The organism is Actinacidiphila sp. bgisy145, assembly GCF_057708125.1.
In genome coordinates this window covers 25,047-48,358 of the sequence record NZ_JBYIRL010000048.1, presented here as the reverse complement: position 1 = coordinate 48,358, position 23,312 = coordinate 25,047, and the positions used below count along the sequence as shown (strand labels likewise).

Annotated in this window: 24 protein-coding genes; 12 read left to right on the top strand and 12 right to left on the bottom strand. The window is 75.3% G+C overall.

What is annotated here, in order from left to right; genetic code table 11:
- Positions 1 to 331 precede the first annotated feature (331 nt).
- Positions 332 to 1,252, bottom strand: coding sequence for a DUF3027 domain-containing protein (locus tag AC3ERT_RS31850; protein ID WP_435178286.1), 921 nt, complete (start codon positions 1,250 to 1,252; stop codon positions 332 to 334).
- A 261-nt stretch (positions 1,253 to 1,513) separates the two neighbouring features.
- Here AC3ERT_RS31850 and AC3ERT_RS31845 point away from each other — a divergent pair, with 261 nt between their 5' ends.
- The 4 genes from AC3ERT_RS31845 to AC3ERT_RS31830 all read left to right on the top strand — a co-directional run bounded on the left by AC3ERT_RS31845 (position 1,514) and on the right by AC3ERT_RS31830 (position 5,064).
- Positions 1,514 to 2,890 carry an MFS transporter gene (locus AC3ERT_RS31845; protein ID WP_435128276.1) on the top strand — a complete coding sequence of 459 codons (1,377 nt, stop codon included), beginning with the start codon at positions 1,514 to 1,516 and terminating at the stop codon, positions 2,888 to 2,890.
- Between the two features lie 83 nt (positions 2,891 to 2,973).
- The gene (locus AC3ERT_RS31840) at positions 2,974 to 3,465 is read left to right on the top strand and encodes a hypothetical protein (protein WP_335970780.1); all 492 of its coding nucleotides are present in this window, start codon (positions 2,974 to 2,976) and stop codon (positions 3,463 to 3,465) included.
- A 20-nt stretch (positions 3,466 to 3,485) separates the two neighbouring features.
- Positions 3,486 to 4,178 (top strand): futalosine hydrolase, encoded by a 693-nt coding sequence (locus AC3ERT_RS31835; RefSeq protein WP_435178284.1) that lies wholly within the window; start codon positions 3,486 to 3,488, stop codon positions 4,176 to 4,178.
- The gene (locus tag AC3ERT_RS31830) at positions 4,171 to 5,064 is read left to right on the top strand and encodes a 1,4-dihydroxy-6-naphtoate synthase (protein ID WP_335970776.1); all 894 of its coding nucleotides are present in this window, start codon (positions 4,171 to 4,173) and stop codon (positions 5,062 to 5,064) included. Before AC3ERT_RS31835 ends, AC3ERT_RS31830 begins: the two co-directional genes overlap by 8 nt.
- Positions 5,065 to 5,169: 105 nt before the next feature.
- On the opposite strand, the gene AC3ERT_RS31825 is transcribed toward AC3ERT_RS31830, so the two are convergent.
- Positions 5,170 to 5,553 (bottom strand): cold-shock protein, encoded by a 384-nt coding sequence (locus tag AC3ERT_RS31825; protein ID WP_335970774.1) that lies wholly within the window; start codon positions 5,551 to 5,553, stop codon positions 5,170 to 5,172.
- Positions 5,554 to 5,807: 254 nt separating this feature from the next.
- On the opposite strand from AC3ERT_RS31825, the gene AC3ERT_RS31820 reads away from it, so the two are divergent.
- Complete coding sequence (locus AC3ERT_RS31820; protein WP_435178282.1) at positions 5,808 to 6,137, top strand: hypothetical protein; 330 nt, start codon at positions 5,808 to 5,810, stop codon at positions 6,135 to 6,137.
- On the opposite strand, the gene AC3ERT_RS31815 is transcribed toward AC3ERT_RS31820, so the two are convergent.
- Positions 6,116 to 6,739 carry an HAD family hydrolase gene (locus AC3ERT_RS31815; protein ID WP_335971250.1) on the bottom strand — a complete coding sequence of 208 codons (624 nt, stop codon included), beginning with the start codon at positions 6,737 to 6,739 and terminating at the stop codon, positions 6,116 to 6,118. The two genes, AC3ERT_RS31820 and AC3ERT_RS31815, sit on opposite strands and share 22 nt — an antisense overlap.
- Before the next feature lie 325 nt (positions 6,740 to 7,064).
- Positions 7,065 to 8,180, bottom strand: a complete 1,116-nt coding sequence (locus AC3ERT_RS31810) for a hypothetical protein (RefSeq protein ID WP_435178280.1) — start codon at positions 8,178 to 8,180, stop codon at positions 7,065 to 7,067.
- Positions 8,181 to 8,262: 82 nt separating this feature from the next.
- Here AC3ERT_RS31810 and AC3ERT_RS31805 point away from each other — a divergent pair, with 82 nt between their 5' ends.
- A complete protein-coding gene (locus AC3ERT_RS31805) occupies positions 8,263 to 10,725 on the top strand; it encodes a helicase-associated domain-containing protein (protein ID WP_435178278.1) in 2,463 nt (820 codons plus the stop codon).
- A 26-nt stretch (positions 10,726 to 10,751) separates the two neighbouring features.
- Here AC3ERT_RS31805 and AC3ERT_RS31800 read toward each other — a convergent pair whose 3' ends face one another.
- A complete protein-coding gene (locus AC3ERT_RS31800) occupies positions 10,752 to 11,405 on the bottom strand; it encodes a VanZ family protein (RefSeq protein ID WP_335970769.1) in 654 nt (217 codons plus the stop codon).
- A 46-nt stretch (positions 11,406 to 11,451) separates the two neighbouring features.
- Between AC3ERT_RS31800 and AC3ERT_RS31795 the strand changes: the two genes are divergently transcribed.
- Positions 11,452 to 11,718, top strand: coding sequence for a hypothetical protein (locus tag AC3ERT_RS31795; RefSeq protein WP_435178276.1), 267 nt, complete (start codon positions 11,452 to 11,454; stop codon positions 11,716 to 11,718).
- Positions 11,719 to 11,806: 88 nt separating this feature from the next.
- Here AC3ERT_RS31795 and AC3ERT_RS31790 read toward each other — a convergent pair whose 3' ends face one another.
- The gene (locus AC3ERT_RS31790) at positions 11,807 to 11,923 is read right to left on the bottom strand and encodes an LPXTG cell wall anchor domain-containing protein (protein ID WP_435178294.1); all 117 of its coding nucleotides are present in this window, start codon (positions 11,921 to 11,923) and stop codon (positions 11,807 to 11,809) included.
- A 343-nt stretch (positions 11,924 to 12,266) separates the two neighbouring features.
- Here AC3ERT_RS31790 and AC3ERT_RS31785 point away from each other — a divergent pair, with 343 nt between their 5' ends.
- Positions 12,267 to 12,851, top strand: coding sequence for a hypothetical protein (locus AC3ERT_RS31785; RefSeq protein ID WP_435178298.1), 585 nt, complete (start codon positions 12,267 to 12,269; stop codon positions 12,849 to 12,851).
- A gap of 146 nt (positions 12,852 to 12,997) precedes the next feature.
- A complete protein-coding gene (locus tag AC3ERT_RS31780; RefSeq protein WP_335970765.1) occupies positions 12,998 to 14,656 on the top strand; it encodes a DNA repair helicase XPB in 1,659 nt (552 codons plus the stop codon).
- Between the two features lie 10 nt (positions 14,657 to 14,666).
- On the opposite strand, the gene AC3ERT_RS31775 is transcribed toward AC3ERT_RS31780, so the two are convergent.
- Both AC3ERT_RS31775 and AC3ERT_RS31770 read right to left on the bottom strand, forming a co-directional pair.
- Positions 14,667 to 15,221 (bottom strand): hypothetical protein, encoded by a 555-nt coding sequence (locus tag AC3ERT_RS31775; protein WP_435178274.1) that lies wholly within the window; start codon positions 15,219 to 15,221, stop codon positions 14,667 to 14,669.
- A 114-nt stretch (positions 15,222 to 15,335) separates the two neighbouring features.
- Complete coding sequence (locus AC3ERT_RS31770; protein WP_435128302.1) at positions 15,336 to 15,506, bottom strand: hypothetical protein; 171 nt, start codon at positions 15,504 to 15,506, stop codon at positions 15,336 to 15,338.
- A gap of 341 nt (positions 15,507 to 15,847) precedes the next feature.
- Here AC3ERT_RS31770 and AC3ERT_RS31765 point away from each other — a divergent pair, with 341 nt between their 5' ends.
- Positions 15,848 to 17,971 (top strand): HelD family protein, encoded by a 2,124-nt coding sequence (locus tag AC3ERT_RS31765; protein WP_435178272.1) that lies wholly within the window; start codon positions 15,848 to 15,850, stop codon positions 17,969 to 17,971.
- 222 nt (positions 17,972 to 18,193) lie between these two features.
- Here AC3ERT_RS31765 and AC3ERT_RS31760 read toward each other — a convergent pair whose 3' ends face one another.
- The 3 genes from AC3ERT_RS31760 to AC3ERT_RS31750 all read right to left on the bottom strand — a co-directional run bounded on the left by AC3ERT_RS31760 (position 18,194) and on the right by AC3ERT_RS31750 (position 20,352).
- Positions 18,194 to 18,904, bottom strand: a complete 711-nt coding sequence (locus AC3ERT_RS31760; protein ID WP_435128308.1) for a copper homeostasis protein CutC — start codon at positions 18,902 to 18,904, stop codon at positions 18,194 to 18,196.
- A gap of 75 nt (positions 18,905 to 18,979) precedes the next feature.
- Positions 18,980 to 19,651: an HD domain-containing protein gene (locus AC3ERT_RS31755; protein ID WP_435128311.1), complete on the bottom strand. Its 672-nt coding sequence runs from the start codon at positions 19,649 to 19,651 to the stop codon at positions 18,980 to 18,982.
- Between the two features lie 95 nt (positions 19,652 to 19,746).
- Positions 19,747 to 20,352 (bottom strand): ScbR family autoregulator-binding transcription factor, encoded by a 606-nt coding sequence (locus AC3ERT_RS31750; protein WP_435178270.1) that lies wholly within the window; start codon positions 20,350 to 20,352, stop codon positions 19,747 to 19,749.
- A 156-nt stretch (positions 20,353 to 20,508) separates the two neighbouring features.
- Between AC3ERT_RS31750 and AC3ERT_RS31745 the strand changes: the two genes are divergently transcribed.
- Together AC3ERT_RS31745 and AC3ERT_RS31740 are read left to right on the top strand one after the other, a co-directional pair.
- Positions 20,509 to 21,456 carry a ScbA/BarX family gamma-butyrolactone biosynthesis protein gene (locus tag AC3ERT_RS31745; RefSeq protein ID WP_335970756.1) on the top strand — a complete coding sequence of 316 codons (948 nt, stop codon included), beginning with the start codon at positions 20,509 to 20,511 and terminating at the stop codon, positions 21,454 to 21,456.
- Positions 21,457 to 21,677: 221 nt separating this feature from the next.
- On the top strand, positions 21,678 to 22,346 hold the full coding sequence (locus AC3ERT_RS31740) for an HAD family hydrolase (protein ID WP_335970755.1): 669 nt from the start codon (positions 21,678 to 21,680) through the stop codon (positions 22,344 to 22,346).
- Between the two features lie 165 nt (positions 22,347 to 22,511).
- Here AC3ERT_RS31740 and dhaL read toward each other — a convergent pair whose 3' ends face one another.
- Positions 22,512 to 23,222, bottom strand: a complete 711-nt coding sequence (gene dhaL, locus AC3ERT_RS31735) for a dihydroxyacetone kinase subunit DhaL (RefSeq protein WP_335970754.1) — start codon at positions 23,220 to 23,222, stop codon at positions 22,512 to 22,514.
- Between the last annotated feature and the right edge of the window lie 90 nt (positions 23,223 to 23,312).

Below are 23,312 nucleotides of genomic sequence, written 5' to 3'. Positions count from 1 at the left end.
CCCGACCGTACTCCACTGCGGGACGTGGGGGCCTGGGCCCCTTGAAGTGGTCGGTTCGGGTGGTCGGTTGACGTACCCGGTCGAAAAGGCCGTCGGTGTCCGGCCGGAGTCGCGGCCGCCAGGGTCCGTACGGGGACGGCGGCAGCGCGGGCACCCGGGAGCAGCGCGCGAAGGGCCCTGGCGCGCCCCGGGAACGCCCTCCAGGGCGCCGCGGAGGCACCGTGGGCCACCGGACCGCCGGACCTGCGGGAGCACCGCCCTCAGGCGCCCTCAGCCGCCTCCAGACGCCGTCAGGCGCCCTCAGGCGCTCGCGCCCGCCCCGGGTGGGGCCTCAGACCGTCTCGTCGTCGTGCAGGTCGTCCAGCACCATGGGCGCGGGCTCCGGCGTCTTCGGCATGACCGCGGCCTCGGAGTGGCCGCCGCAGCCGTACGCGAGAGAGACCAGGGTGCCGTCGGCCGGGGAGTACTCGTTCGCGCAGATGCCGAACGCCTGCCCGAGGGAGCCGCCGATCGCCACCAGGAAGCCGCAGCTCACGCACTTCGAGGGCGCGGCCTGGGCCATCGCCGTCTTGGGGCCGAAGCGCTCCTCCCAGCGGTCCGCCGAGGTGTGCAGGCCGTACCGGGACAGCACCCGGGCCCGGCCCAGGCCCAGCTGGCGCGCGACCGCGCCGATCTCCGCGATGCTCGGCCCGCCGGTGACCACGTCGCCGGCCGTCACCGCCCTATCTCCTGCCGTATCTCCTGCCGCACCCGGACCGTCCGCCACATCCGCCACATCCGCCGCACCCGCCGCCTGCGCCGCGGCTGCCGCCGCCACCTCGGCCGCCTCCGCGATCTCCACCGAGTCCGCGGCCGCCGTCGCCGCCGCCGCGCCCTCCCCGGTCCACCCCGGCTCCAGCCGCAGGTCGTCCGCCTCGGTGGGCAGCAGGTCCCCCGGGCCCAGGTCGCCCTGCCGCAGCCGCTCGCTCCAGGGCACCCACTCCGGCGCCAGGACGGAGTCCGGGCCGGGCAGCAGCACCGTTTCGTCGATCGTCACGTTCTTCGCGCGGGAGGCGCGGGTCAGCGTGGTGGCCCACTGCCAGCCGCGGTAGGCCGGCTCGGTGCACGCGAAGAAGTGGGTGACCACGCGGTCGCCCTCGGCGACGACGCCGAGGTGTTCTCCGACCGACGCCTCGCCCACCGCCTCCCGCGTCACGGCCAGCGCGACATCGACCGCCTCGGCGCACAGGCGGTCAGGGGTACGGCTTCGCATCGCAGGACTCACAGAAATCGTTTCTCTCTCTACGCCGTCTCACGTGTGCGCTCGCGGGCGGGCGGACCCGAAGGGCACGAAACCTCGGCGGAGCGGACCGACGGACCGCTTCGACGCCTACGTTCCCTGCTTCCCCGGCCCTGCCCGAGCGTCATCGGGCGCACCTGTTGTCACCCATTCTGCGCGATCGCACGCTACCGGTGCGCACCGTGCGAGCAAAGGAGGGGGTGCGCCGTCTTCCAATTGGGGCAGGATTGCGACGTGGCACGAACCGTGACCGCGGGCCCAGGGCCCGCACGCAGGGCCGGGCGCGCCCTCGCGAGCGGCGTGGGGCGGTCGGCGGGGGCGGTGCGCCGCCGTATCCGGCGTACGACACACGCGGGCGGCGCGGGCGAGTCGGGCCTGGCCAAGCTGATCGAGTTGCACGCGGTGAACTCCGCGGGCGACATGATGATCACCATCGCGCTCGCCAGCACCGTGTTCTTCTCCGTCCCCAGCGGCGAGGCCCGCAACCGGGTGGGGCTCTACCTGCTGATCACGATGGCGCCGTTCGCGCTGCTCGCCCCGGTGGTCGGCCCGATGCTGGACCGGTTGCAGCACGGCCGGCGGGCCGCGATGGCGATGTCGATGATGGCCCGCGCGGTGCTCGCCTGGACGATGGCGGGGATGGTCGCGCACGCGGGCCTGGGCCTGTACCCGGCGGCGCTGGGCAGCCTGGTCGGCTCCAAGGCGTACGGCGTGGTGCGCAGCGCGGTGGTGCCGCGCCTGCTGCCGGACCGCACCACCCTGGTCAAGGCGAACTCGCGCGTCACCCTCTCGGGTCTGCTGGCCACCGCGATCGCGGCACCGGTGGGCGCGGGGCTGCACAAGATCGGCCCGCAGTGGCCGCTGTACGGCGCGTTCGCGATCTTCATGTGCGGCGCGGTGCTGTGCATGGCGCTGCCGAACAAGGTGGACTCCGCGCGCGGCGAGCGGCGGGCCCGGCTGACCGCCGACGAGGAGGCGCCGGCCGAGCCCGCCGGGGTGCCCGGGCGCAAACCGGGCCTGCTGGGCGTCGGTTCGTCGGTGCTGCACGCGCTCCAGGGCAACTGCGGGCTGCGCGCGCTGTCCGGCTTCCTGACGATGTTCCTGGCGTTCATGCTGCGCGAGCACCCGGTCGGCGGACTGTCCCCGGAGCTGTCGCTGAGCGTGGCGGTCGTCGCGGCGGGCGCGGGCAACGCGCTGGGCACCGCGCTCGGCGCGTGGCTCAAGGCCCGCGGCCCGGAGGTGATCATCGTGACGGCGCTGGTGTGCGCGCTGGCGACGGCCTCGGTGGCGGCGAGCCTGTTCGGGCTCGTCACCGTCGCGGCGGTGGCCGCGGTCGCGGGCATCGCGCAGGCCCTGTCGAAGCTGTCGCTGGACGCGCTGATCCAGCGCGACGTGCCGGAGGCGGTCCGCACCTCGGCGTTCGCCCGTTCCGAGACGGTGCTCCAGCTGTCGTGGGTGGTCGGCGGCGGCATCGGCATCGTCCTGCCGCTGAACGGCTCGCTCGGCATGGCGGTGGCCGCGATGCTGGTGCTGGCGGCGTTCTCCGTCGCGGTGCGCGGGCTGCTCGGCGCCGCCCGGCACGGCGGCTCGACGAAGGCCCGCGTCGCCTGAGCGGGCCCGGCACCAGGCCCCATCCGGCGTGACACGGTGTACCCGCGCGCGGAGCGGAGCCCCCCGCCCGGTAGCCTCCTGCCATGAGCATTCGCCGCGCCGCCACCGCCCTCGGTGCCATCTCCCTCGGGTTGATCTCCCTCACCGCCTGCACGAAGCCGACCGCCGAGGCGACGGTCACCGTGGGCAGCAAGTCCGTGATGGCGTCCGCGAGCAAGGGGTGCTACGCCAAGGGCGCGCTGCTGCCGCAGACGGTCTTCGCCAAGTGCCTCCAGGAGAAGCCGACGCACCACATCACGGTGCCGGTCGGCGACAAGATCCGGATCGGCGTGGACCCCTCGATCGCCGACAAGGGCTGGCTGATCGTGCAGAACACCTCGCTCGCCAACGACGAGGTGCTCAAGGACAAAACGTACTTCACGGTCGACAGCGCGGACCTGTTCCACGTGCAGGACCCGCAGACCGGCCAGACCAGCCCGGTGAGCAGCGTGGTGCTGAACATCGTGGAGTCCCCGGACACCACCGGCGCCAAGGTCACCCGGGTGGTCTCCTTCGAGCTGCGGCGCGACCACTGACGCAGCGCGGGACGCAGCGGATGAGCGGCGCGACGGCCCCGATACGCCGCCTGCTGGTGGTGACCGCGGTGGACGCCGAGCGCGCCGCGGTGGACGCGGGCCTGGCGACGGCGCCGGCCGCACCGCGCACGACGGTCCTGGCCGGCGGGGTCGGCCCTGCGGCCGTCGCCGCCGCCACCGCCACCGCGCTGGCCGGCGCGCAGGCCGCGGGCGAGCCGTACCAGCTGGTGGTCAGCGCGGGCATCGCGGGCGGCTTCGCCCCGCTCGCGCCGGTGGGTTCGGTCGCGGTGGCGAGCGCGATCACGGCCGCGGACCTGGGCGCGCAGACGCCCGACGGCTTCGTGCCGGTCGACGAGTTGGGCTTCGGCACCACCCGGCACCTGCCGCCGCAGCGGCTCAGCCGGGCGGTGGCCGACGGCCTCGCGGCGGCGTACGGGCCGGTGCTGACGGTGTCCACGGTGACCGGCAGCGCCGAGCGCGCCGCCGAACTGGCGGGCCGTCACCCCGGCGCCGTGGCCGAGGCGATGGAGGGCTTCGGGGTGGCCGAGGCGGCCGCCGCGGTGGGCGTGCCCGTGCTGGAGATCCGTACGGTGTCCAACGCCGTGGGTCCCCGCGACCGGGCCGCATGGCGGATCGGGGAGGCGCTGGCGGCCCTGACGGCCGCGTTCGGAAAGCTGCCGGCCGTACTGGGAGTTGAGGCACATCATGGGTGACGAGCAGAGCACGCGCGTGGAGCAGGGGACGGCTCAGGAGCAGGGGGCGGCGCTGCGTATCGCGTACTCCCCCTGCCCGAACGACACCTTCGTCTTCCACGACCTGGCGCACGGACTGGTCGAGGGCGCACCCGCGCTCGACGTGTCGTTCGCCGACATCGACATCACCAACGGCCTGGCCGAGCGCGGCGAGTTCGACGTCCTGAAGGTGTCGTACGCGGTGCTGCCGTGGGTGCTCGACGAGTACGCCCTGCTGCCCTGCGGCGGCGCGCTCGGCCGCGGCTGCGGCCCGCTGGTGCTGACCCGGGAGCCTGGCGCGGACCTCACCGGCCGGACCGTCGCGGTGCCGAGCGAACGCTCGACGGCCTACCTGCTCTTCCGGCTGTGGGCGGCGGCCGAAGTGGCCGGCGGGGTCGGCGAGATCGTGGTCATGCCGTTCCACGAGATCATGCCCGCGGTCCGGGACGGCAAGGTCGACGCGGGCCTGGTGATCCACGAGGCGCGCTTCACGTACCAGAACTACGGCCTGCACAAGCTCGCGGACATGGGCGAGCACTGGGAGGCCACCACCGGGCTGCCGATCCCGCTGGGCGCGATCATCGCCAAGCGGTCGCTGGGCGCGGAGCGGCTGGCCGCGCTGGCGGCGGCGATCCGCACGTCGGTGCGGCAGGCGTGGGACGAGCCGGCGCGCTCCCGGGAGTACGTCCTCGCGCACTCCCAGGAGATGGACCCGGCCGTCGCCGACCAGCACATCGGGCTGTACGTCAACGAGTTCACCGCCGACCTCGGCGAGGACGGCTACGCGGCGGTGCGCGGACTGCTCACCCGCGCCGCGGCCGAGGGCCTGGTGCCGCCGCTGGCCGCCGACGCGCTGGCTTTCGGATAACCCGCGGATTCGTGACGGGTGTGACCCGAATTACCGCACCCGGGCTTTACCGGAACCAACTGTTCCGGTAAAGCCCGGTTAAAGCGGAGTGCCGGGGGCGGCCGGTCAGACGTCGATCTGGTCGGCGACCACGCGCAGCACCGAGGCGATCTTGTGGCCGTGCGCCTTGTCGGGGTAGCGGCCGCGCTGGAGCGAGCGCGCCACGTCCTCCAGCAGCGAGGTGAGGTCCTGCACGATCGGCAGCAGCTCGTCCGGCTTGCGGCGCTGGGCGGCGGCCACGGACGGCGCCGGATCGAGCAGCGTCACCGAAAGCGCCTGGTCACCCCGCTGCCCCGCGACCACGCCGAACTCCACGCGCTGGCCGGGCTTGAGGGCGGTCACTCCGTCCGGCAGGACCGACGAGTGCACGAAGACGTCGCCGCCGTCGTCGCGGGAGAGGAAGCCGAAGCCCTTCTCGCTGTTGAACCACTTGACCTTGCCGGTAGGCACGTCCGACCTCGTCCTCATTGCTCGGTGTAGCCCGAAGTTCTCGGAGCTGACTGAAGTTACTAGAAATTACCCGAACCCGCCGGGGGCCGCTGGGAAATTACCCGAGAGCAGCCGGAAAACGCTGTTCGCGGGTCTTCGAGCGGCTGGCCGGCGGCAGCCCGCACCGGACCGGCCACCCGCCGCCGTACAGCGGGGTGCCCGGGGGTCCCGACACCGTTTCCACTCCGTCCACCCCACGGACCTACCCTTGTCGGGTGAGCAAACAAACCCTGGGCCCCGGTGACCTGCTGGTGCGGACCGGCGCGATCACGTTCCTCGTCGGCACGGTCGGCACCGTGGTGACGGTCGCGCCGCTGCTGCTGCACACCAAGCGGCTGCCCACGCCCGCGTACTTCGTCTCGATGCTGATGGGGCTGGGGCTCGCGCTGGCCCTGGCCGGGCTGCTGCGCTCGGCGCTGGCCCAGCGGCACCCGGCGGCGGACGGCCCCGGCGGTACGACCGGTGGCACCGGCGCCGGTACGAGCGGCGGTACGGGGCTCGCGGGCGCGCGGCCCGCGGTGGATCAGGCCGCGGCGGAACGGTAGTCCGCGAGCCAGGCGGGGAACTCCGTCAGGTCGGCCAGCACCACGTCGGCGCCCGCCGCCAGCAGTTCCTTCTCGTCGCACGGCCCGGTCGCCACGGCCACCGACAGCGCGCCCGCGGTGCGGGCGCCGCGCACGTCGCCGACGTGGTCGCCGACGTAGACCGACGCGCCGTACTCCACCAGCGCCTCGGCCTTCGCCTCCGCCCACAGCTGCCCGCGCAGGTCCGCGACGATGCCGACGTGGTCCAGGTGCAGCTGGGCGTTCGGGGTGTGCTTGGCGGTGACCACCAGCGGGCGGCCGCCCGCGGCCCGGACCGCCTCGATCGCCGCCACGGCGCCCGGCATCGCCGGGGTCGGCACGATCGCGTGGTCCACGTACAGCGCGCGGTAGCGCTCGCTCATCCCCGGGACCTGCTCGGCGGGGAACCAGTTCGCCAACTCCTGCTCCAGCGGCGGGCCGAGCCGGGTGACGGCCAGGGCCGAGTCGATGAACGCGCCCGTCTCCTCGGCCAGCCGGTCGTACACCGCCTTGATCCCCGGGCGGGAGTCGATCAGGGTCATGTCGAGGTCGAACCCGACGGTCAGCGGTGCGGCAAGGTCCATGGTCACCCCGCCATTGTCTCCGACGGCAACAGGACCCACCCGGGTGCCCCGGTCCCGGCGGTTCCGGGACCACTTGCCGGTGGGGGGTCCCTCCGGGGTGGTGTGTTCCGTGGGTGCCGGGACCTTGCGGCCGGTAGACGGCTGGTCGCGCAGTTCCCCGCGCCCCTTCGGGGCGCAAGCTTCTTTCGCCGGAAGACCCGGGCAATTCCAGGTGGCGCTGGGGGCACCTCCCAGGCGAAGCGCTCTGGGGGCGGAACGGCGCGACCAGCCACCGCGGACCGCAAGGTCCCGCAACTCCGCGGACGGCGCACCCCGGAGGGTCCGCTCAGCTCGCGGAGCGACGTGCCCGGAGGATGAGGTAGAGGGCCGAGGCGACGGCGGCGACGCGGACGGCGACGGGAAGGTCGTGGCGGATGACGTGGCCGAGTTGGCCGTCGGCGATCGGGGTGCCCCAGCGCCCCTTGGTGCGGCCCCAGAGCCAGACGCCGAAGCCGAGCGCCGTGGCCCCGGGCACCCCGAACACCGCGATCTTCGCCTGGGTACGGGTGAGGGCGCGGGAGAGGTAGCCGGTCAGCCAGCCGAGGCCGAGCGGAATCCAGGAGCCGATCACCACACCGGCGACCAGCAGCAGGGCCGCGAGCAGCAGCACGGGGCTCCCCCAGCTCCGTACGCGGGCCCGGGCGCCGCCGCCCCCACCCGGGCGCAGCAGCCCGCGCAGCCCCTTCCGCCGCTTCGGCGCCTCCGCGGCCGGGGCAGCCTCCGCCGCCGCCTCCCCGTCTTCCGCGCCGCCGCCCCCCTTCCCCGCAAGGGCACCCGGGAGCGGCCGCCGCTCCTCCTCCCCCTTGCCCGCCAACTCCTCGTCGTCGAACGGGATGAAGATCCCCCCGGTCATCCCGGGCAGCCCCGTCAACTCGTCCGCGGCCCGCAACCGCCCCTCACCGGTCCCGAACCCCGACCCGAATCCCAGTCCGAGCCCGGCCCCGGCCCCGCTGTCCGGCCACACCTCGTCCCCGGCGCCCTCCGGCGCGTCCTCCCCCGCCTGACCCGACGGCTCCTGCTCCGACCGCTCCTCCCGCGGCGCGTCCTTCGGCTTCTTGCGCGGCGCCACCACCCGCCGCGCCTTCCCGTACGGCCCGTACGTCCCCGGCGCGGGCTCCCCGGCCGGCGGCTCCGCGGAGCCCCCGGCAGCGGCCGAAGCAGCCCCGCCGCCCGCCCCCTTCGTGCCGGCCGCCGCCTCGACCACCTCGTCCGGGCTGCCGAACCGCCCCAGGATGCGCCGCACCGCCGCCGCGTTGTCTCCGTCGCCGCCCCTGGCCTGCTCGATGTCCGTCCGCAGCTGCGCGACCAGCCGCATCCGGTCCGCCGCGGGGAGCGCGGTCTGCGCCAGGTCACCGACCCTGCTCAGGTAGTCGAACACCAGCCGGTCGCTCTCCACGCCCACCGCCGGGCTCCTTCCGCCGCGTCGCCGCCCGCCACGACGACCGTACCCGTCCCCCCACGTCCATGCGGCTAATGTGGGAGGGATGGATACGGCAGAGCCGCGCACCCTCGCGGAGGACCTGCGCGCACGTGACGACGACGCGCTGGCCCACCTGCTGCGCGCCCGGCCCGACCTGCTCACCCCGGTCCCGGGCGACCTCACCCAGCTCGCCGGCCGCGCCGCCACCCGCGCGTCGGTGCTGCGCGCGCTCGACCAGGTCGACGCGTTCACCCGGCAGGTCGCCGAGGCGCTCGCGGTGGCCGCCGACCCGTGCCCGTACGACGCGCTGTGCGTGCTGATGGCCGGCGCGGACCCGGCCAGCGCGGCCGCCCCGCTGGGCGCGCCGCTGCCCGCCGATCTCGCCGCGGCCGTCCGCGCGGCGCTGCCCGACGCGGTGGCGCGGCTGCGCACCCGGGGCGTGGTGTGGGGCGGCGGGGACCGGCTGCGGCTGGTGCGCGCGGCCCGCGACGTGCTCGCCCCCTCGCCGTCGGTGGCGTCCGCGACCGGCCTCGGGCCGTCCGTCGGCGAGGCCACCGCGGGGATGTCCCCGGCCCGGCTCCAGGAGATCGTCGCCGACGCGGGCCTGCCGGCCACCCACGACCCGGTGAGCGCCACCCGCGCGCTGGCCGAACTCTTCGCCGATCCGGCCGGGTTGGGCCCGCTGCTGGACGCGGCACCCGAGGGCGTCGGCACCGTGCTCGACCGGCTGGTGTGGGGCCCGCCGTACGGCGAGGTGCGGGACGCGACGGCGCCGGTGCGGGCGGCGGACGCCACCACGGCCGTGCAGTGGCTGCTCGCCCGCGGTCTGCTGCTGCCGGCCGGCGCGCACAACGTGGTGCTGCCGCGCGAGGCGGCCCTCGCCCTGCGCGGCGGCCGCGCGCACCGTACGCCGGAGCCCGCGCCGCCAGCGCTCGCACCCGTGCCGCGTACCGCCCGCACGGTGGACCTCACCGCGGCCGGGCAGGCGCTCACCGCGGTGCGCACCGTCACCGAGCTGCTCACCGCCTGGGAGACCGGCGGGCCGGGGGTGCTGCGGGCGGGCGGGATCAGCGTGCGCGACCTCAAGCGGACCGCCACCACCCTCGACCTGCCCGAGCCGGAGGCCGCCTTCTGGCTCGAACTCGCCTACGCCGCCGGGCTGGTGGCCGCGGACGGCGAGGTCGACGAGGCGTACGCGCCGACGCCCGCGGCCGACGGATGGACCTCGCTCCCGCCGCACCAGCAGTGGTCGGCGCTGGCCGCCGCCTGGCTGGCCGCGACCCGCACCGCCGGGCTGGTCGGCAGCCGGGACCCGAAGGGGCGGGCGCTGGCCGCGCTCGGCCCGGACCTGGACCGCTCGCTCGCGCCCCAGGTGCGGCGCGCCGCGCTCGACCTGCTCGCCGAGCAGCCGCCGGGCACGGCCGCGGACCGGGACTCGCTGCTGGCCCGGCTGCGCTGGGACCGCCCGCTGCGGCCGGGCGCCGACGCGTTGCGCGCCGACCTGCTCGGCTGGACCCTGCGGGACGCCGAGGCGCTGGGCGTCACCGGCCGCGGCGCGCTCGCCGCGCACGCCCGGCCGCTGCTGGCCGGCGACCCGGACGCGGCCGCCGCCGCGCTCGCGCCGCTGCTGCCCGAACCGCTGGACCATGTGCTGCTCCAGGCCGACCTGACCGCGGTCGCGCCGGGCCCGCTGATCGCCCCGCTCGCCGAGATGCTGGGGGTGCTCGCCGACGTCGAGTCCAAGGGCGGCGCGACCGTCTACCGCTTCAGCCCGGCGTCGGTACGGCGGGCCCTGGACGCGGGCCGCAGCGCCGCCGACCTCCAGGCGTTCCTGGCCGCCCACTCGCGTACGCCGGTGCCGCAGCCGCTGAGCTACCTCATCGACGACGTGGCCCGGCGGCACGGCGCGCTGCGGGTCGGCGCGGCCTCGGCCTACCTGCGCTGCGACGACGACGCGGTGCTCACCGAACTCCTCGCCGACCGCCGGGCGAACGGCCTCGGGCTGCGCCGGCTCGCCCCGACCGTGCTGGCCGCGCAGGCCGACCCGGCGACGCTGCTGGAGCGGCTGCGCGCGATGGGGCTCGCACCGGCCGCCGAGTCGCCGGACGGCGACGTGCTGATCACCCGCCCCGACGCCCGCCGCACCCCGCCGCGCACCCCGCCGCTGCCGGTGACCGACGGGCCGCCCGCCCCCGACGACGCGCTCCTGGGCGCCGCGATCAAGGCGATCCGGGCCGGCGACCGCGCCGCCACCGTCACCCGCGACGTTCCCGCCGCCCGCGACGGCGGCCTGCCCCGCACCTCCGCCGCCGACACCCTCGCCACCGTCCAGGCCGCCGCGCTGACCGGCGAGTCCGTCTGGATCGGCTACGTCAACGCCGAGGGCGCCGCCACCCAGCGCGTCATCGCCCCCCTGCGCGTCGAGGGCGGCTACGTCACGGCCTACGACCACACCGCCGACGCCACCCGCACCTTCGCCCTCCACCGCATCACCGGGGTCTCCACCCTCACCGAAGACCCTTCCTGACCTGCCCTGCCAGGTACGGGTGCCGGTCACTTCTCCGGGCCGGCCGGGGTGCGCCGCGCCGCCGTGCCGATGCCGTAGCGGTGGTACCAGTGGCGGCGCCGGGGGTGGAGCGCGCGGCCCAGGCGCAGGCCCAGCAGGAGGTAGCCGAGCAAGGCCCCGGCGGTGTTGAGGATGACGTCGTCGATGTCGAAGGCGCGGCCCTCCACGAGCGTGCCCTGGGCCGCCTCGACCATGAGCATCACCAGCGCGGTGGCGGCGACCACCCGGAGCAGGCCGCGGATGCGCGGGAAGAGCGTCGGCAGCAGGACGCCGAAGGGGGCGCCGAGCAGGACGTTGCCGCCGATCTGCTTCACGGTGTCGCGGTGGTCGGGCTGGTCGAGGTAGGCCCGGATCGACGCGCCCGGCCGCAGGTTGGCGTGCACGAGGGCGTCGGAGGCGGGCGAGGGCACGAGCGTCACCCGGGCCAGCAGGACCGCGAAGCCCACCATCCCGACGAACAGCGCGGCCAGGACCAGCGCGCGGGCCGTCAGGGCGAGGGCGGAGCGGCGCTGGAGCACCGGGGTGCGGGCGGCCTCGTCAGGCGCGGGTGCCGCGGGCTCGGCCCGCTTGGCGGCGGCGGTGCGGTCGGCCGGCCCGGCCGACCGGTCACCGCGGAGGCGCGGCCACCGGCCGGGGAGCATACGGCGGGGCTTCGGCGCGGCTGCGGCGGCGGGCTTGCGGGTGCGCTTGGCGGCGGCCGCCGACCGGGGCTTCGCCTTCGGCGCGGCCTTCGGCTTCGGGCCGGCCTTGGTCTGCTGTCCCGCTTTCGTCTTGGGCTTCGCCTTCGGCGCGGCCTTCGGCTTCGGTGCGGCTTTCGGTTTCGGTGTCGGCTTCGGTTTCGGCGTGGTCCCCGGCGCCGGGGACGGTTTCGGCTTCGCGCCCGGCGTCGGCGCGGCGCGGCCGGTACGGAACAGCGGGACTCGTAGCGCCACGGCACCCGGCCTCCTCGCGTAGGCACTGTCCCAGCGGCGCTTACCCCCGACCGGCCGCCGTACGCGGGGGCGTGCGGCGGCCGGAGGGGCGAACGGTCATGCGGGCAGGGTCAGTTGTGGCGCCCCCGCCTGCGGGTGAAGACCACCAGCGCGCCACCGGCGCCCAGCACCGTGACGGCCGCGGCCGCGGCCCACTCGACCTGGGCCGAGGCACCGGTGTCCGGCAGGCTCGGCGGGGTCGAGGTCGGTGCGGTCGGCGTCGTGGGCGGGGTGGTCGGAGGCGTGCTCGGGTGGTCCGACGGAGGAGTGGTGGGCGGCTTCGTCGGATGATGCGACGGAGGAGCGGTCGGCGGCTTCGTCGGATGATGCGACGGAGGAGCAGTCGGCGGCTTCGTCGGATGATGCGACGGAGGAGCAGTCGGCGGCTTCGTCGGGTGATGCGACGGAGGAGCGGTCGGCGGCTTCGTCGGATGATGCGACGGAGGAGCAGTCGGCGGCCTGGTCGGGTGATGCGACGGAGGAGCAGTCGGCGGCCTGGTCGGGTGATGCGACGGAGGAGTCGTCGGAGGCTTGGTCGGCGGGGTCGTGGTGGGGGGCGCGGTGGGCGGGCAGCTCTCGCTGTCGGTCGGCGCCGGGTGCTCGCTCGGCCAGGAGCCGTGGCTCGGGGCCGAGCCACCGCCGTACCCGCCCGGCGCCGTGGAGTCGTGGTCGCTCGGGGCCGAACCGCCGCCGTACCCGTCGGACGCGGAGGACGGGGCGGACGGAACGGAGGGAACCGATGGGGCGGACGGCGCCGACGACGGTTCGGCCCCGTTCGGCCACTGGCTGCCGTTCGGCCACGACGTGTCGTCGTCGGCTGCCGCCGCCGAGGACGCCGCCGCGGACGTCGTCGCCGGCGCCTCGCTCTTCGGCGGCCACTGGCTGCCGTTCGGCAAGCCCGTGTCCGACGGCTCCGCGGCCGCCCCGCGCGCGGCGGTCGCGGCGGTCACGGCGGTCGCGGCGCCGTCGTCCGAAGTGGCGGCGCCTGCCGGGGTACCGGGCAGCAGCAGGCCGGCCGTGGCCATGACCGCCGCGCCGGCCACTGCCGTGGCGGCCGCGGCAGCGTGGAAGGTCCCCCGGCGGCGCTGCTCCGTGGGGGGATGCGTCTGCTGGTGATTCATGGGGGCAGAAAACATCAAATAAGACTGTTCATCTTGTATGCCAAGCTCGTGCCGCGCACAGATTCGCCTGTCCGGACGCACCCCGTCCCCACCCGCGCGGCGAAGTACAGTTGTCTGTTCGCCCATCCCTCGGAGGCCCCCTTGTCCTGCCTGATCGTCCAGAGCGACAAAACGCTCCTCCTGGAGGTCGACCACGAGCAGGCGGACGCCTGCCGCCGCGCCATCGCCCCGTTCGCCGAGCTGGAGCGGGCCCCGGAGCACATCCACACCTACCGGCTCACCCCGCTCGGCCTGTGGAACGCCCGCGCGGCCGGCCACGACGCCGAGCAGGTGGTGGACGCGCTGGTCGAGTACTCGCGGTACCCGGTGCCGCACGCGCTGCTGGTCGACGTGGCCGAGACGATGGACCGCTACGGCCGGCTGCGGCTGAGCAAGCACCCGGCGCACGGCCTGGTGCTGACCACCACCGACCGCCCCGTGCTGGAGGAGGTGCTGCGCTCCAAGCGGGTGCAGCCGCTGGTCGGCGCGCGGATCGACGCGGACACCGTGGCGGTGCACCCCTCCGAGCGCGGCCAGATCAAGCAGGTGCTGCTCAAGCTGGGCTGGCCCGCCGAGGACTTCGCCGGGTACGTCGACGGCGAGGCGCACCCGATCGAGCTGGACCAGGACGGCTGGGCGCTGCGCCCCTACCAGCAGCAGGCCGTCGAGGGCTTCTGGCACGGCGGCTCCGGGGTGGTCGTGCTGCCCTGCGGCGCGGGCAAGACCCTGGTCGGGGCCGGCGCGATGGCGCAGGCGAAGGCCACCACGCTGATCCTGGTGACGAACACCGTCTCGGCCCGCCAGTGGAAGCACGAACTGGTGCGGCGTACCTCGCTCACCGAGGAGGAGGTCGGCGAGTACAGCGGCACCCGCAAGGAGATCCGCCCGGTCACCATCGCCACGTACCAGGTGCTGACCACGAAGCGGAAGGGCGTCTACCCGCACCTGGAGCTGTTCGACTCCCGCGACTGGGGCCTGATCGTCTACGACGAGGTGCACCTGCTGCCGGCGCCGGTCTTCAAGTTCACCGCCGACCTCCAGGCCCGCCGCCGGCTCGGCCTGACCGCGACGCTGGTGCGCGAGGACGGCCGCGAGTCGGACGTGTTCTCGCTGATCGGCCCGAAGCGGTTCGACGCGCCGTGGAAGGAGATCGAGGCGCAGGGGTACATCGCGCCCGCCGACTGCGTGGAGGTGCGGGTCAACCTCACCGAGAGCGAGCGGCTGGCGTACGCGACCGCCGAGACCGAGGAGAAGTACCGCTACTGCGCGACCACCGCGACCAAGCGGAAGGTGACCGAGGCGCTGGTGGCCCGGCACGCGGGGCAGCAGACCCTGGTGATCGGCCAGTACATCGACCAGCTGGACGAGCTGGGCGAGCACCTGGGCGCCCCGGTGATCAAGGGCGAGACGACGAACGCGCAGCGCGAGAAGCTCTTCGACGCGTTCCGCAGCGGCGAACTGTCGGTGCTGGTCGTCTCGAAGGTGGCGAACTTCTCCATCGACCTGCCCGAGGCCACGGTCGCCATCCAGGTCTCCGGCACCTTCGGCTCGCGGCAGGAGGAGGCGCAGCGGCTGGGCCGGGTGCTGCGCCCGAAGGCCGACGGGCACGAGGCGCGCTTCTACTCCGTGGTGGCCCGCGACACCATCGACCAGGACTTCGCCGCCCACCGCCAGCGGTTCCTGGCGGAGCAGGGCTACGCCTACCGCATCGTGGACGCCGACGACCTCCTGGCGGGTCCCGCGGCGGCCGAGGACGCCTGATCCGCCGCGCTCAGCTCGGCGGCGGCAGGTGGAGGTAGAGGTGGACTGCGGTCACCGCGGCGGCCAGCGCCCCGGCGCCCAGCAGGGTCCGCAGCACCTGCCGCCCCTGCCGCCCCTCGGGGACGGCCCAGCAGCCGGCGAGCAGCAGCACCGACGCCAGCAGCACGCAGGGGTTCACCGCGATCGCCCGGAACAGCGCGCGGCAGCCCGCCGGGTCGCACGAGGCGGTCGCGAACGGCGAGAACACGCAGCACAGCGCGCCGAACCCGAGGAGGGGCACGCACAGCACCGTGCACAGCACCTGGACGAGGAGGCTGCGGCGCTCCGGGCGCGGTGCGCCGCCCTCCGGCGGCAGGGCGTACGGCCAGGCCCCGACCGGCGGGTGCGGGGGCAGCGGCGGTACGGGCGGGCGGGGCGGGAGCGCCCCGGCAGGGCCGCGAGGGCGTGCGTCGCGGCCGGCGTACGGCTGCGGGTACGAGCTCGGGCTCGGGTGCGGATACGGGTGCGGCTGGGCGGGCTCCGGTTCGTCGGCCGCCCGGCAGTGCCCTGCGGTGTGTGTCCTCATACGACCATCACACCGACCCGGGGCGGTGGCGCACATGCGCCGCCGTACTCATCCGGGTGCGCGGGTACTACTCAGCGGTAACCCGCGGTGGGTGGCGCCGTGGCGCCGGCGGGGTCAGTAGCGCTTGCCCTCGGCGCCGAGGATGACGACCTCGACGGCGGTGGTGACGAACACCTTGACCGCGCGCAGCGCGTTGCCGACGAGGTGGCGCGGCTGGTCGGGGCGGGCACCGAGGGCGGTGCCGCCGTGGGCGGTGGGACCTGGGTGGAGTGTGGTGGAGGCCATGTCTCCACGGTAGGCATCACACGCCCGGCGTACGTCGGGCCGTGGACGGATATCGGGCCGGGCGGGTGCGACCTCGGGTGGACCCGCGACCCTGACCGGCCTGTCAGGGTCACCCCGAGGGGAAAGCCGCGGGCCGGGGCACGCGGGCGGGCGGGACGGCGGGCGCGGGGCGGGCGGAAAACGGTTGGTGCTGCCGCGGCCCGCGGCGTATAGTTCCGCGTCTTGCCGCCTCCCGGACGGGAGTGCCGCCGCCCGGACGGAAACCGGCCGGCCCCTTCGTGTCACCACCGTGCGCGTACGCCCCGCCGTACGCTCCCCCGTACCAGCCCGGAGGCCAAGCCGTGCCCTCGCACGCCCCCGACCAGCCCGTTCCGCCCGACGCCACGGCCCTCGTCCCCGAAAGCCCCGGCTCCCCCGACGCCGCCGACCCGCTGGGCCGGGAGCGCGCCCACCTGTCGGCCTCCCGGTCCGCGCTGCGGGCCATGCGGCAGGACGTCGAGGCGCTCGACATCAGCGACGTCACCGGGAACTGGGTCAACGCCAAGATCCTCGCCGGCGAGATCGAGGCGCGGATCAAGGCGCTCGCCGACCTCGCCGACACCCCGCTCTTCTTCGGGCGCCTGGACTACCTGCACGCGCCGGGCGTCGAAGACGCCGAGGGGGCTGACGGGGAGAGCTTCTACATCGGGCGGCGCCACGTCCATGACGCGGGCGGCGACCCGATGGTCATCGACTGGCGCGCCCCGGTCTCGCAGCCCTTCTACCGCGCCTCCCGCAACGAACCGATGGACGTGCGGCTGCGCCGCCGCTTCGGCTACACCGGCGGTGACCTGACCGCCTATGAGGACGAGCACCTGTCCGACCCCGCCGAGGCGGACCGTTCCAGCAAGCTCCTCCAGTCGGAGATCGAGCGGCCGCGCGTCGGGCCCATGCGCGACATCGTGGCCACGATCCAGCCCGAGCAGGACGAGATCGTGCGCGCCGGGGTCGGCGGCACCGTCTGCGTGCAGGGGGCGCCCGGCACCGGGAAGACCGCCGTCGGCCTGCACCGGGTGGCGTACCTGCTGTACGCGCACCGGGAGCGGCTGGCCCGCACCGGCACCCTGGTGATCGGGCCGAACGCGTCCTTCCTCCAGTACATCGAGCAGGTGCTGCCCGCGCTCGGCGAACTCCAGGTCAAGCAGGCCACCGTGGACGACCTGGTGGCCCATGTCCCGGTGCGCGGCACCGATTCGGCGCGGACCGCCCGGCTGAAGGGCGACGCGCGCATGGCGGAGGTGCTGCGGCGCGCGGTCCGCTCGGGCATCAGCATGCCGACCGAGCCGGTCGTGGTGGTGCGCGGCTCGCGGCGCTGGCGGGTGCCCGCGTACGAACTGGCGGAGATCGTCCAGGAGATGGCCGACCGCGACATCCGCTACGGCGCCGCCCGCGAGGCGCTGCCGCAGCGGATCGCGCACGCGGTGCTGGTGCAGATGGAGCGGTCCGGCGAAGCGCCCGACGACCGGGTGCAGGACGCGGTCGCCCGCAACGCCGCGGTGAAGGCCGCGGTCAAGGCGTGCTGGCCGCCGGTGGACCCGGCCAAGACGGTGCTGCGGCTGCTGTCCGACCCGGAGTTCCTCGCCTCCTGCGCCGAGGGGCTGCTGTCGCCGGAGGAGCAGCAGGCGCTGCTGTGGGCGAAGCCGGCCCGGGGGCTGGCCGGGGCGAAGTGGTCGGCGGCCGACGCGGTGCTGGTCGACGAGGCGAACGACCTGGTGCAGCGCACCGGTTCGCTCGGCCATGTGGTGCTGGACGAGGCGCAGGACCTGTCGCCGATGCAGTACCGGGCGGTCGGCCGGCGCTGCTCCACCGGGTCGGCCACGATCCTGGGCGACCTCGCGCAGGGCACCACGCCCTGGGCGACCGCGTCCTGGGCGGAGGCGCTGTCCCATCTGGGGAAGCCGGACGCGCGGGTCGAGGAGCTGACCCGCGGGTTCCGTGTGCCGCGCGAGGTGATCGCCTACGCGTCCCGGCTGCTGCCGTCGATCGCGCCCGGTCTGGCGCCGGCGACCTCGGTCCGCGAGTCGCCCGGCGCGCTGTACGTGCGCCCGGCGGCCGAGGACGCGCTCGACGCGGCCGTGCTCGCCGCATGCCGCGAATCGCTGGGCCACGAGGGCTCGATCGGGCTGATCGCGGCCGACCCGCGCGTCCCGGCGCTGGCCGCCGCGCTCGACGCCGCGGGCCTGCCGTACCTGTCGCCGGGCGAGGAGACCTCGGCGACCGCCCGCCTCACCCTGGTCCCCGCGTCGCTGGCCAAGGGTCTGGAGTACGACTACGTGGTCATGGACGACCCGGCCGCGATCGTGGCGGCCGAGCCGGACGAGCGGACGGGCCTGCGCCGGCTGTACGTCTGCCTGACCCGTGCGGTGTCGGGCCTGACGGTGCTGCACAGCGCCCCGCTGCCGACCGCGCTGGCGCAGGCGGGCTGATCCGCGGCAGCGGGCCGCCCGGCGACGCGCGCGTTCCGGTGAGGCGGTCGGTGGTGCGTCCCGGCTGACGCGGTCCGGCGACGCGGTCCGGCGACGCGGTCCGGTGGAGCGTCCCGGCGACGCGCGCCGGCTGACCCGGTCCGGGTGCCGCATTCCGGCGACGCGGTCCGGCGACGCACTCCGGGTGACGCGGTCCGGTGACTCGCTGCGGCTGACGCGGGGTCAGCCGACGGCGACGGGCGCGTCGATGGCCTCGCGCCAGGTGCGTACGGCGGCCGCGTCGACGGGTGCGGCCCAGCCGCCGGGACGTACCGCGCCGCCGACGTGGAAGCCGGTCAGCCCGGCGGCGCGCAGCGCCGGCACGTGGTCCAGCAGCAGCCCGCCGCCGACCAGCAGCGCCGGTTCGTAGCCCGGCTCGCCGGTCCGCGCGGCCTCCTCGCACAGCACCGGCAGCCCGGCGCCGACGCCGTGCGCGGAGCCGGCGGTGAGATAGGTGTCCAGGCCGGGCAGTCCGGCCAGTTGCAGGCGCAGCGCGTCGCGGTCGACGGCGTGGTCCATCGCGCGGTGGAAGGTCCAGCGGCAGCCGTCGATCACGTCGACCAGCGCGTACACCGCGTCGAGGTCGGCGCGGCCGCCCGCGTCGAGGAAGCCGAGCACGAACTCCTCGGCGCCCTCGGCCCGCAGGCCCTGCGCGGTCTCGCACAGCACGTCCAGCGCGTCGGCGTCCCCGGCGGCGAAGCCGTCGGACAGCCGCAGCATGACGCGCAGCGGAATCCGCACCGCCGCCCGGATCGCGGCGAACGTCTCGCGGGAGGGCGTCAGCCCGTCGGCCGCCATGTCGCTGACCAGTTCGAGGCGGTCGGCGCCGCCTTGCTGGGCCGCGACGGCATCCTCGGCGCCGAGGGCGATCACCTCGAAGATTGGTCTAGACATATGAGCAAGGGTGCCACACCAGTCCCTCCCAGCGCGAGGGTCAGGTCTCCCGATCACCCGGGCGAGTACGGCGGACTATGCCTCCAGCAACTCCAGTTCGGTGCCGACGTTGCGGCGGGCCACCTGCTCCCAGTGGGTGCGGCCGTACTCCGTGCGGAACAGCCGCGGCAGCGCGAGCAGCCGGCGCAGCACGTCGGCGCGGCCGGCCCGGAAGTCCTCGTCGGGCACGAAGCCGTACTCATCGCGGACCGCGGCGGCGTAGGCCGCGTACGCCGCCGGGTCGCCGGCCAGCACCGCGAGGTCGGCGTCGCACAGCACCTCGCCGTCCGCGTCGCCCTCGGCCGGGTCGTGGTCCACCGTCAGCCGCACCAGCCGGGCGACCTGCGCGACCCGCTCCGGGTCCACCCCGGCTTCGGTGAGCGCCCGTTCGGCGAGCGCGGCGCTGCGCTCCTCGTTCTCGCTGCGGTCCGGACGGTAGACCGCGTCGTGGAACCAGGCGGCGAGCGCCACCGTGTCGGGGTCGTGCGCGTACACCGTCAGCTCCGTCACCCGCGCCAGTACCGCGACCAGGTGGTCCAGCGTGTGGTAGCGCCGCTGCGGCTCGGCCCACCGGGCCAGCAACTCCCGCCCGTAGACCGCCGGGTCGGGCTCGTCGTCCGCAGCCGTCCGGCAGCGCCGCAGCAGTTCGGACCACTCCGCGAGCAGTGCGGCATAACGGGGATGGGCTTCGGCTCGGCTCTCGGGCATGCCGATCATTGTCCACGGCCGCCCCGGAAGTCCACCCCCGCCCCCCGGGCGCCACGCGGCACCCGACCACCTTGCCGCTTCCACCGCGCCCCGCCTCACAGCGCCAGGCAGGACCCCCGGGCCGCGCCCACCCGCGCCAGCAGCGCGGTCGCCTCGGTCCTGGCCCGCAACCCGGCGAGCAGCAGCAGCCACAGGTCGTAGAGCCGGTCCTCGATCTGGTCCCGCCCGTCGAGGGCATCGGAGACGGTGTGCATCCCGAAGAACGCGTAGACCACGCCCACCGCGGCCGTCTCGGGCGCCAGCCCGCCCGCGAGTTCGCCCTGTGCGTCCGCCTCCCGCAGCAGGGAGCCCACCGTGTCGATCCAGCCGAGGAACGGCGCCGGCAGCGGGGCGTCGATGGCGCGGCGCTCGGTCCACAGCCGGGACCCGGCCCGCACCACCACGTCGTCGCGGAAGGCGCGGGCGACCTCGAAACTCAGCGCCACCAGCTTCTCCAGCGCCGAGTCGTACGCCGCCCGGACCCGGGCGATCATCGCCGGCCAGGTGGCGAAGTGCGCCTCCACCACGGCGAGCGCCAACTGCTCCTTGTTGCCGAAATGGAAGTAGATCGCACCGCTGGTCCGCCCCGAGAGCGCGCTGATGTCGCTGATACTGGTGCCGGCATAACCGTGTTCGTCGAACAGCCGCGCCGCCGCCTCCACCAGACACCTGCGCGTCGTCTCCGCTCGCCCCTGCACATTCACCCCGATAGCCGCTTCGTCGCCGACCACGGCAATCTAGCGCGTCGCGAACGCCGAACCGCGCCGGGGGCGGACGACGCACGTGCGAATCAGCCGGACGTGAGTTCTTCTTATGGTATGAATCATTCGGTCGTGGATGGTTTCCCACGGAATTCCGGGAAGAACGATTCGCCGGGGCTGAGCTGGTCGCGCACGGTCGCCCGGGAAATGGTGCACCGCTCGTCGGTCGCCGAGGTACTGCTGACGGATGTCCGGCCGGACCGCGCGGGCGGGTTCGCGGCGGCCGCCTGCTGGCCGCGCTCGCACCCCACCTTCCCGCGCGACGGCTCGGACCTGCACAGCCCGCTGCTGGTCGCCGAAACGCTCCGCCAGCTGGGCATCTACCTGCCGCTGCGCTACTTCGGCGTCGCGCCGGACACCCATCTGCTCATCGGCGACCTGTACTTCGCCCTCGCGCCCGGCCGGGAGCCGCGGGTCGGGCACGGCGCCACCGAGGTGACCTGCGCGGTCGAGGTCGGCGCGGTCCGCCGGGACGCCGGCGGCGCGGTCACCGGCCTGCGGCTGGAGGTCCACTACGCGTGCGGCGGGCGGCAGTTCGCCCGGGCCGGCGGCAGCGCCCGCTTCCTCGACGGGGAGGGCTACGCCCTGGTGCGCGACCGGCACCGCGACCCCGCGCCACCCGCGGTGGCCGCGGCGCCGGACAGCCGCCCCTCGCCCGCCGCGCTCGCGGTCGCCGGCCGCGGCGACGTGCTGATCTCCCGCCGCGGCGGCGCCCTGGCCGTCGAACCGGCCGACCGGCGCCACCCGTTCTTCTTCGACCACGCCAGCGACCACGTGCCGGGGATGGTGCTGCTGGAGGCCGCCCGGCAGGCCGCGGCCGAGGCGAGTGGCGGCACGCTGCTGCGCCCGGTCAGCGGCCGCCTGGTGGCCACCCGCTTCACCGAGTTCGCGCCGCCGGCCCGGATCGAACCCGTGCCGCACCACCGCACATGTGTGTTCCGGGTCCGCCAGGGCGCGGCCTGCACCGCCTACGGCGTCCTGGGATACCGACGACACGCGGTGTGACTTATTGCATTCGCTTGACTCCCGTGCACAGCCGTCCATAACGTAATGATCGATATGTTCTCGGCGGTCCCCTCCGCATTCCGCCAAGTCCGCGGGATTTATGGACGCGCCCGTCGAGAGCCCGCGCCTGCCTGACGAAACAGCGCGCAGCCGCCTGTCGGCCCGTATTACCGACGACTCTCCCACGCGCTTTCAGGCATTCTCGAACGGACCTTCCCCCCATGACTCCTCACCCACTCTTTTCGTGGACCCCGACGGCGATTGTCTTCGACTGCGACGGCACGCTGATGGACACCGAACGGCACTGGCAGGACGCCCGCGACCTGACGCTCCGTGATTTCCGGCTCACGCCGGCGGAGGGTTTCGCCGAGCGCAGCAAGGGCCTGCACTACACGGAATGCGGCCAGCTGATGGCCGACGAATCCGGTCGGCCCGAGCTCGGCGGCGAAGTCACCGAGCGGCTGCTGGACCATTTCCGCGCCCTGGTCGCCGACGACCCGCAGACCATGCCCGGCGCGGGGGAACTCGTCGCCAACGCGGCGAAGTTCGCGCCCCTCGCGGTCGCCAGCAACTGCCCGCTCGACGTGGTGGACACCTGCCTGCGCACCGCCAACCTCCGGCAGCACTTCGACCACATCGTGGTGCCCGGGCCCGGCATCCGCCCCAAGCCCGCCCCCGACGTCTACCTCGTCGCCGCGCGCCTGTGCGGCGCCGACCCCGCCGAGTCCCTCGCCGTCGAGGACTCCGCCTGCGGCATCGAGGCCGCCACCCGCGCCGGCCTGCGCACCATGGGCGTCGGCCCCTGGCCGGGCGAGGACCTCGCGGCCACCGTCGACATCTGGGTGGCCTCACTCGACGACCCGAACATCTTCTCCTGGTCCGCCCGCTGACGGCGGCCCCCTGACCGGCGGGCGGCCCCGCGTCCCCGTGCCGCCGCCCGCCTCCCACCCGCCGCAGGGCCGACGTCGGCGCCGGCCCTGCCCCGGCATCCGGCCGGGTACGGCGCCGGACCGGATGCCGTGCCGGACCCGACGGCACGCCGGGCCGGCGCCGTGTCAGGCCAGATACGGCGTCAGGGTGGGCACCGCCTCGGCTGCCGAGGCGAAGAGCAGGGCGATCCCGACCGCCCCCGGGTCGGGCACGCCCGCCGCCCGTTCGCCGAGGTAGCTGGCGCGCCCGCGCCGGGCGGTGAGGCGGGCGGTGCTGCGGACACCGCCCCACGCGGCGGCGGCCGCGGCGGCCGTGGCGGCCTTCGGGTCGCCCGGCACCGCGCGGGCCCGCGCGGTCAGTGCGGCGCAGGCCGGCACGAGCGCGTCGACCAGCGTCTTGTCCCCGACCGCGGCCTCGCCGACCCGCTGGATCGCGGCCAGCCCGCCGCCGGCGCCCGTCGCCAGCGCGACGGCGGGCGGGCCGTCCCCGGCCGCCACCGCGGCCGCCATCTCCTGGAGCAGCAGCCCGAACAGCGGGCCGCTGGTGCCGCCGACCTCGTCGAGGAACGCGGAGGCCGCCGCCTCCAGCGGCCAGGCCGGTGCGGCCGAGGCGGGCGCCGACGCGCCGAGCCGGCGCAGCGCGGCCTGGAGCCCGGCCACCAGGTTCGCCCCGAAGTCGCCGTCGCCCACCTGCTGGTCGAGCGCCGTCAGCTCGGCCTCGGTGGCGGTGGCGGACGCGGCGAATCTGCGCACCCACCCGTCGGTGAACCCGGTGAGGTCGGCCGGGCGGAAGGGCTCGGAGAACTCCGGGAACCCGGTGTCGGTTGATGTGAGCATCGCTGCGTCTCCCGTCGTTGCCTGCCCGCTGGTCGCACCGGGCCCGGTGCGGTCTCACGGCAGTGGGCACCTGGTACTGGCGCCGGCCCA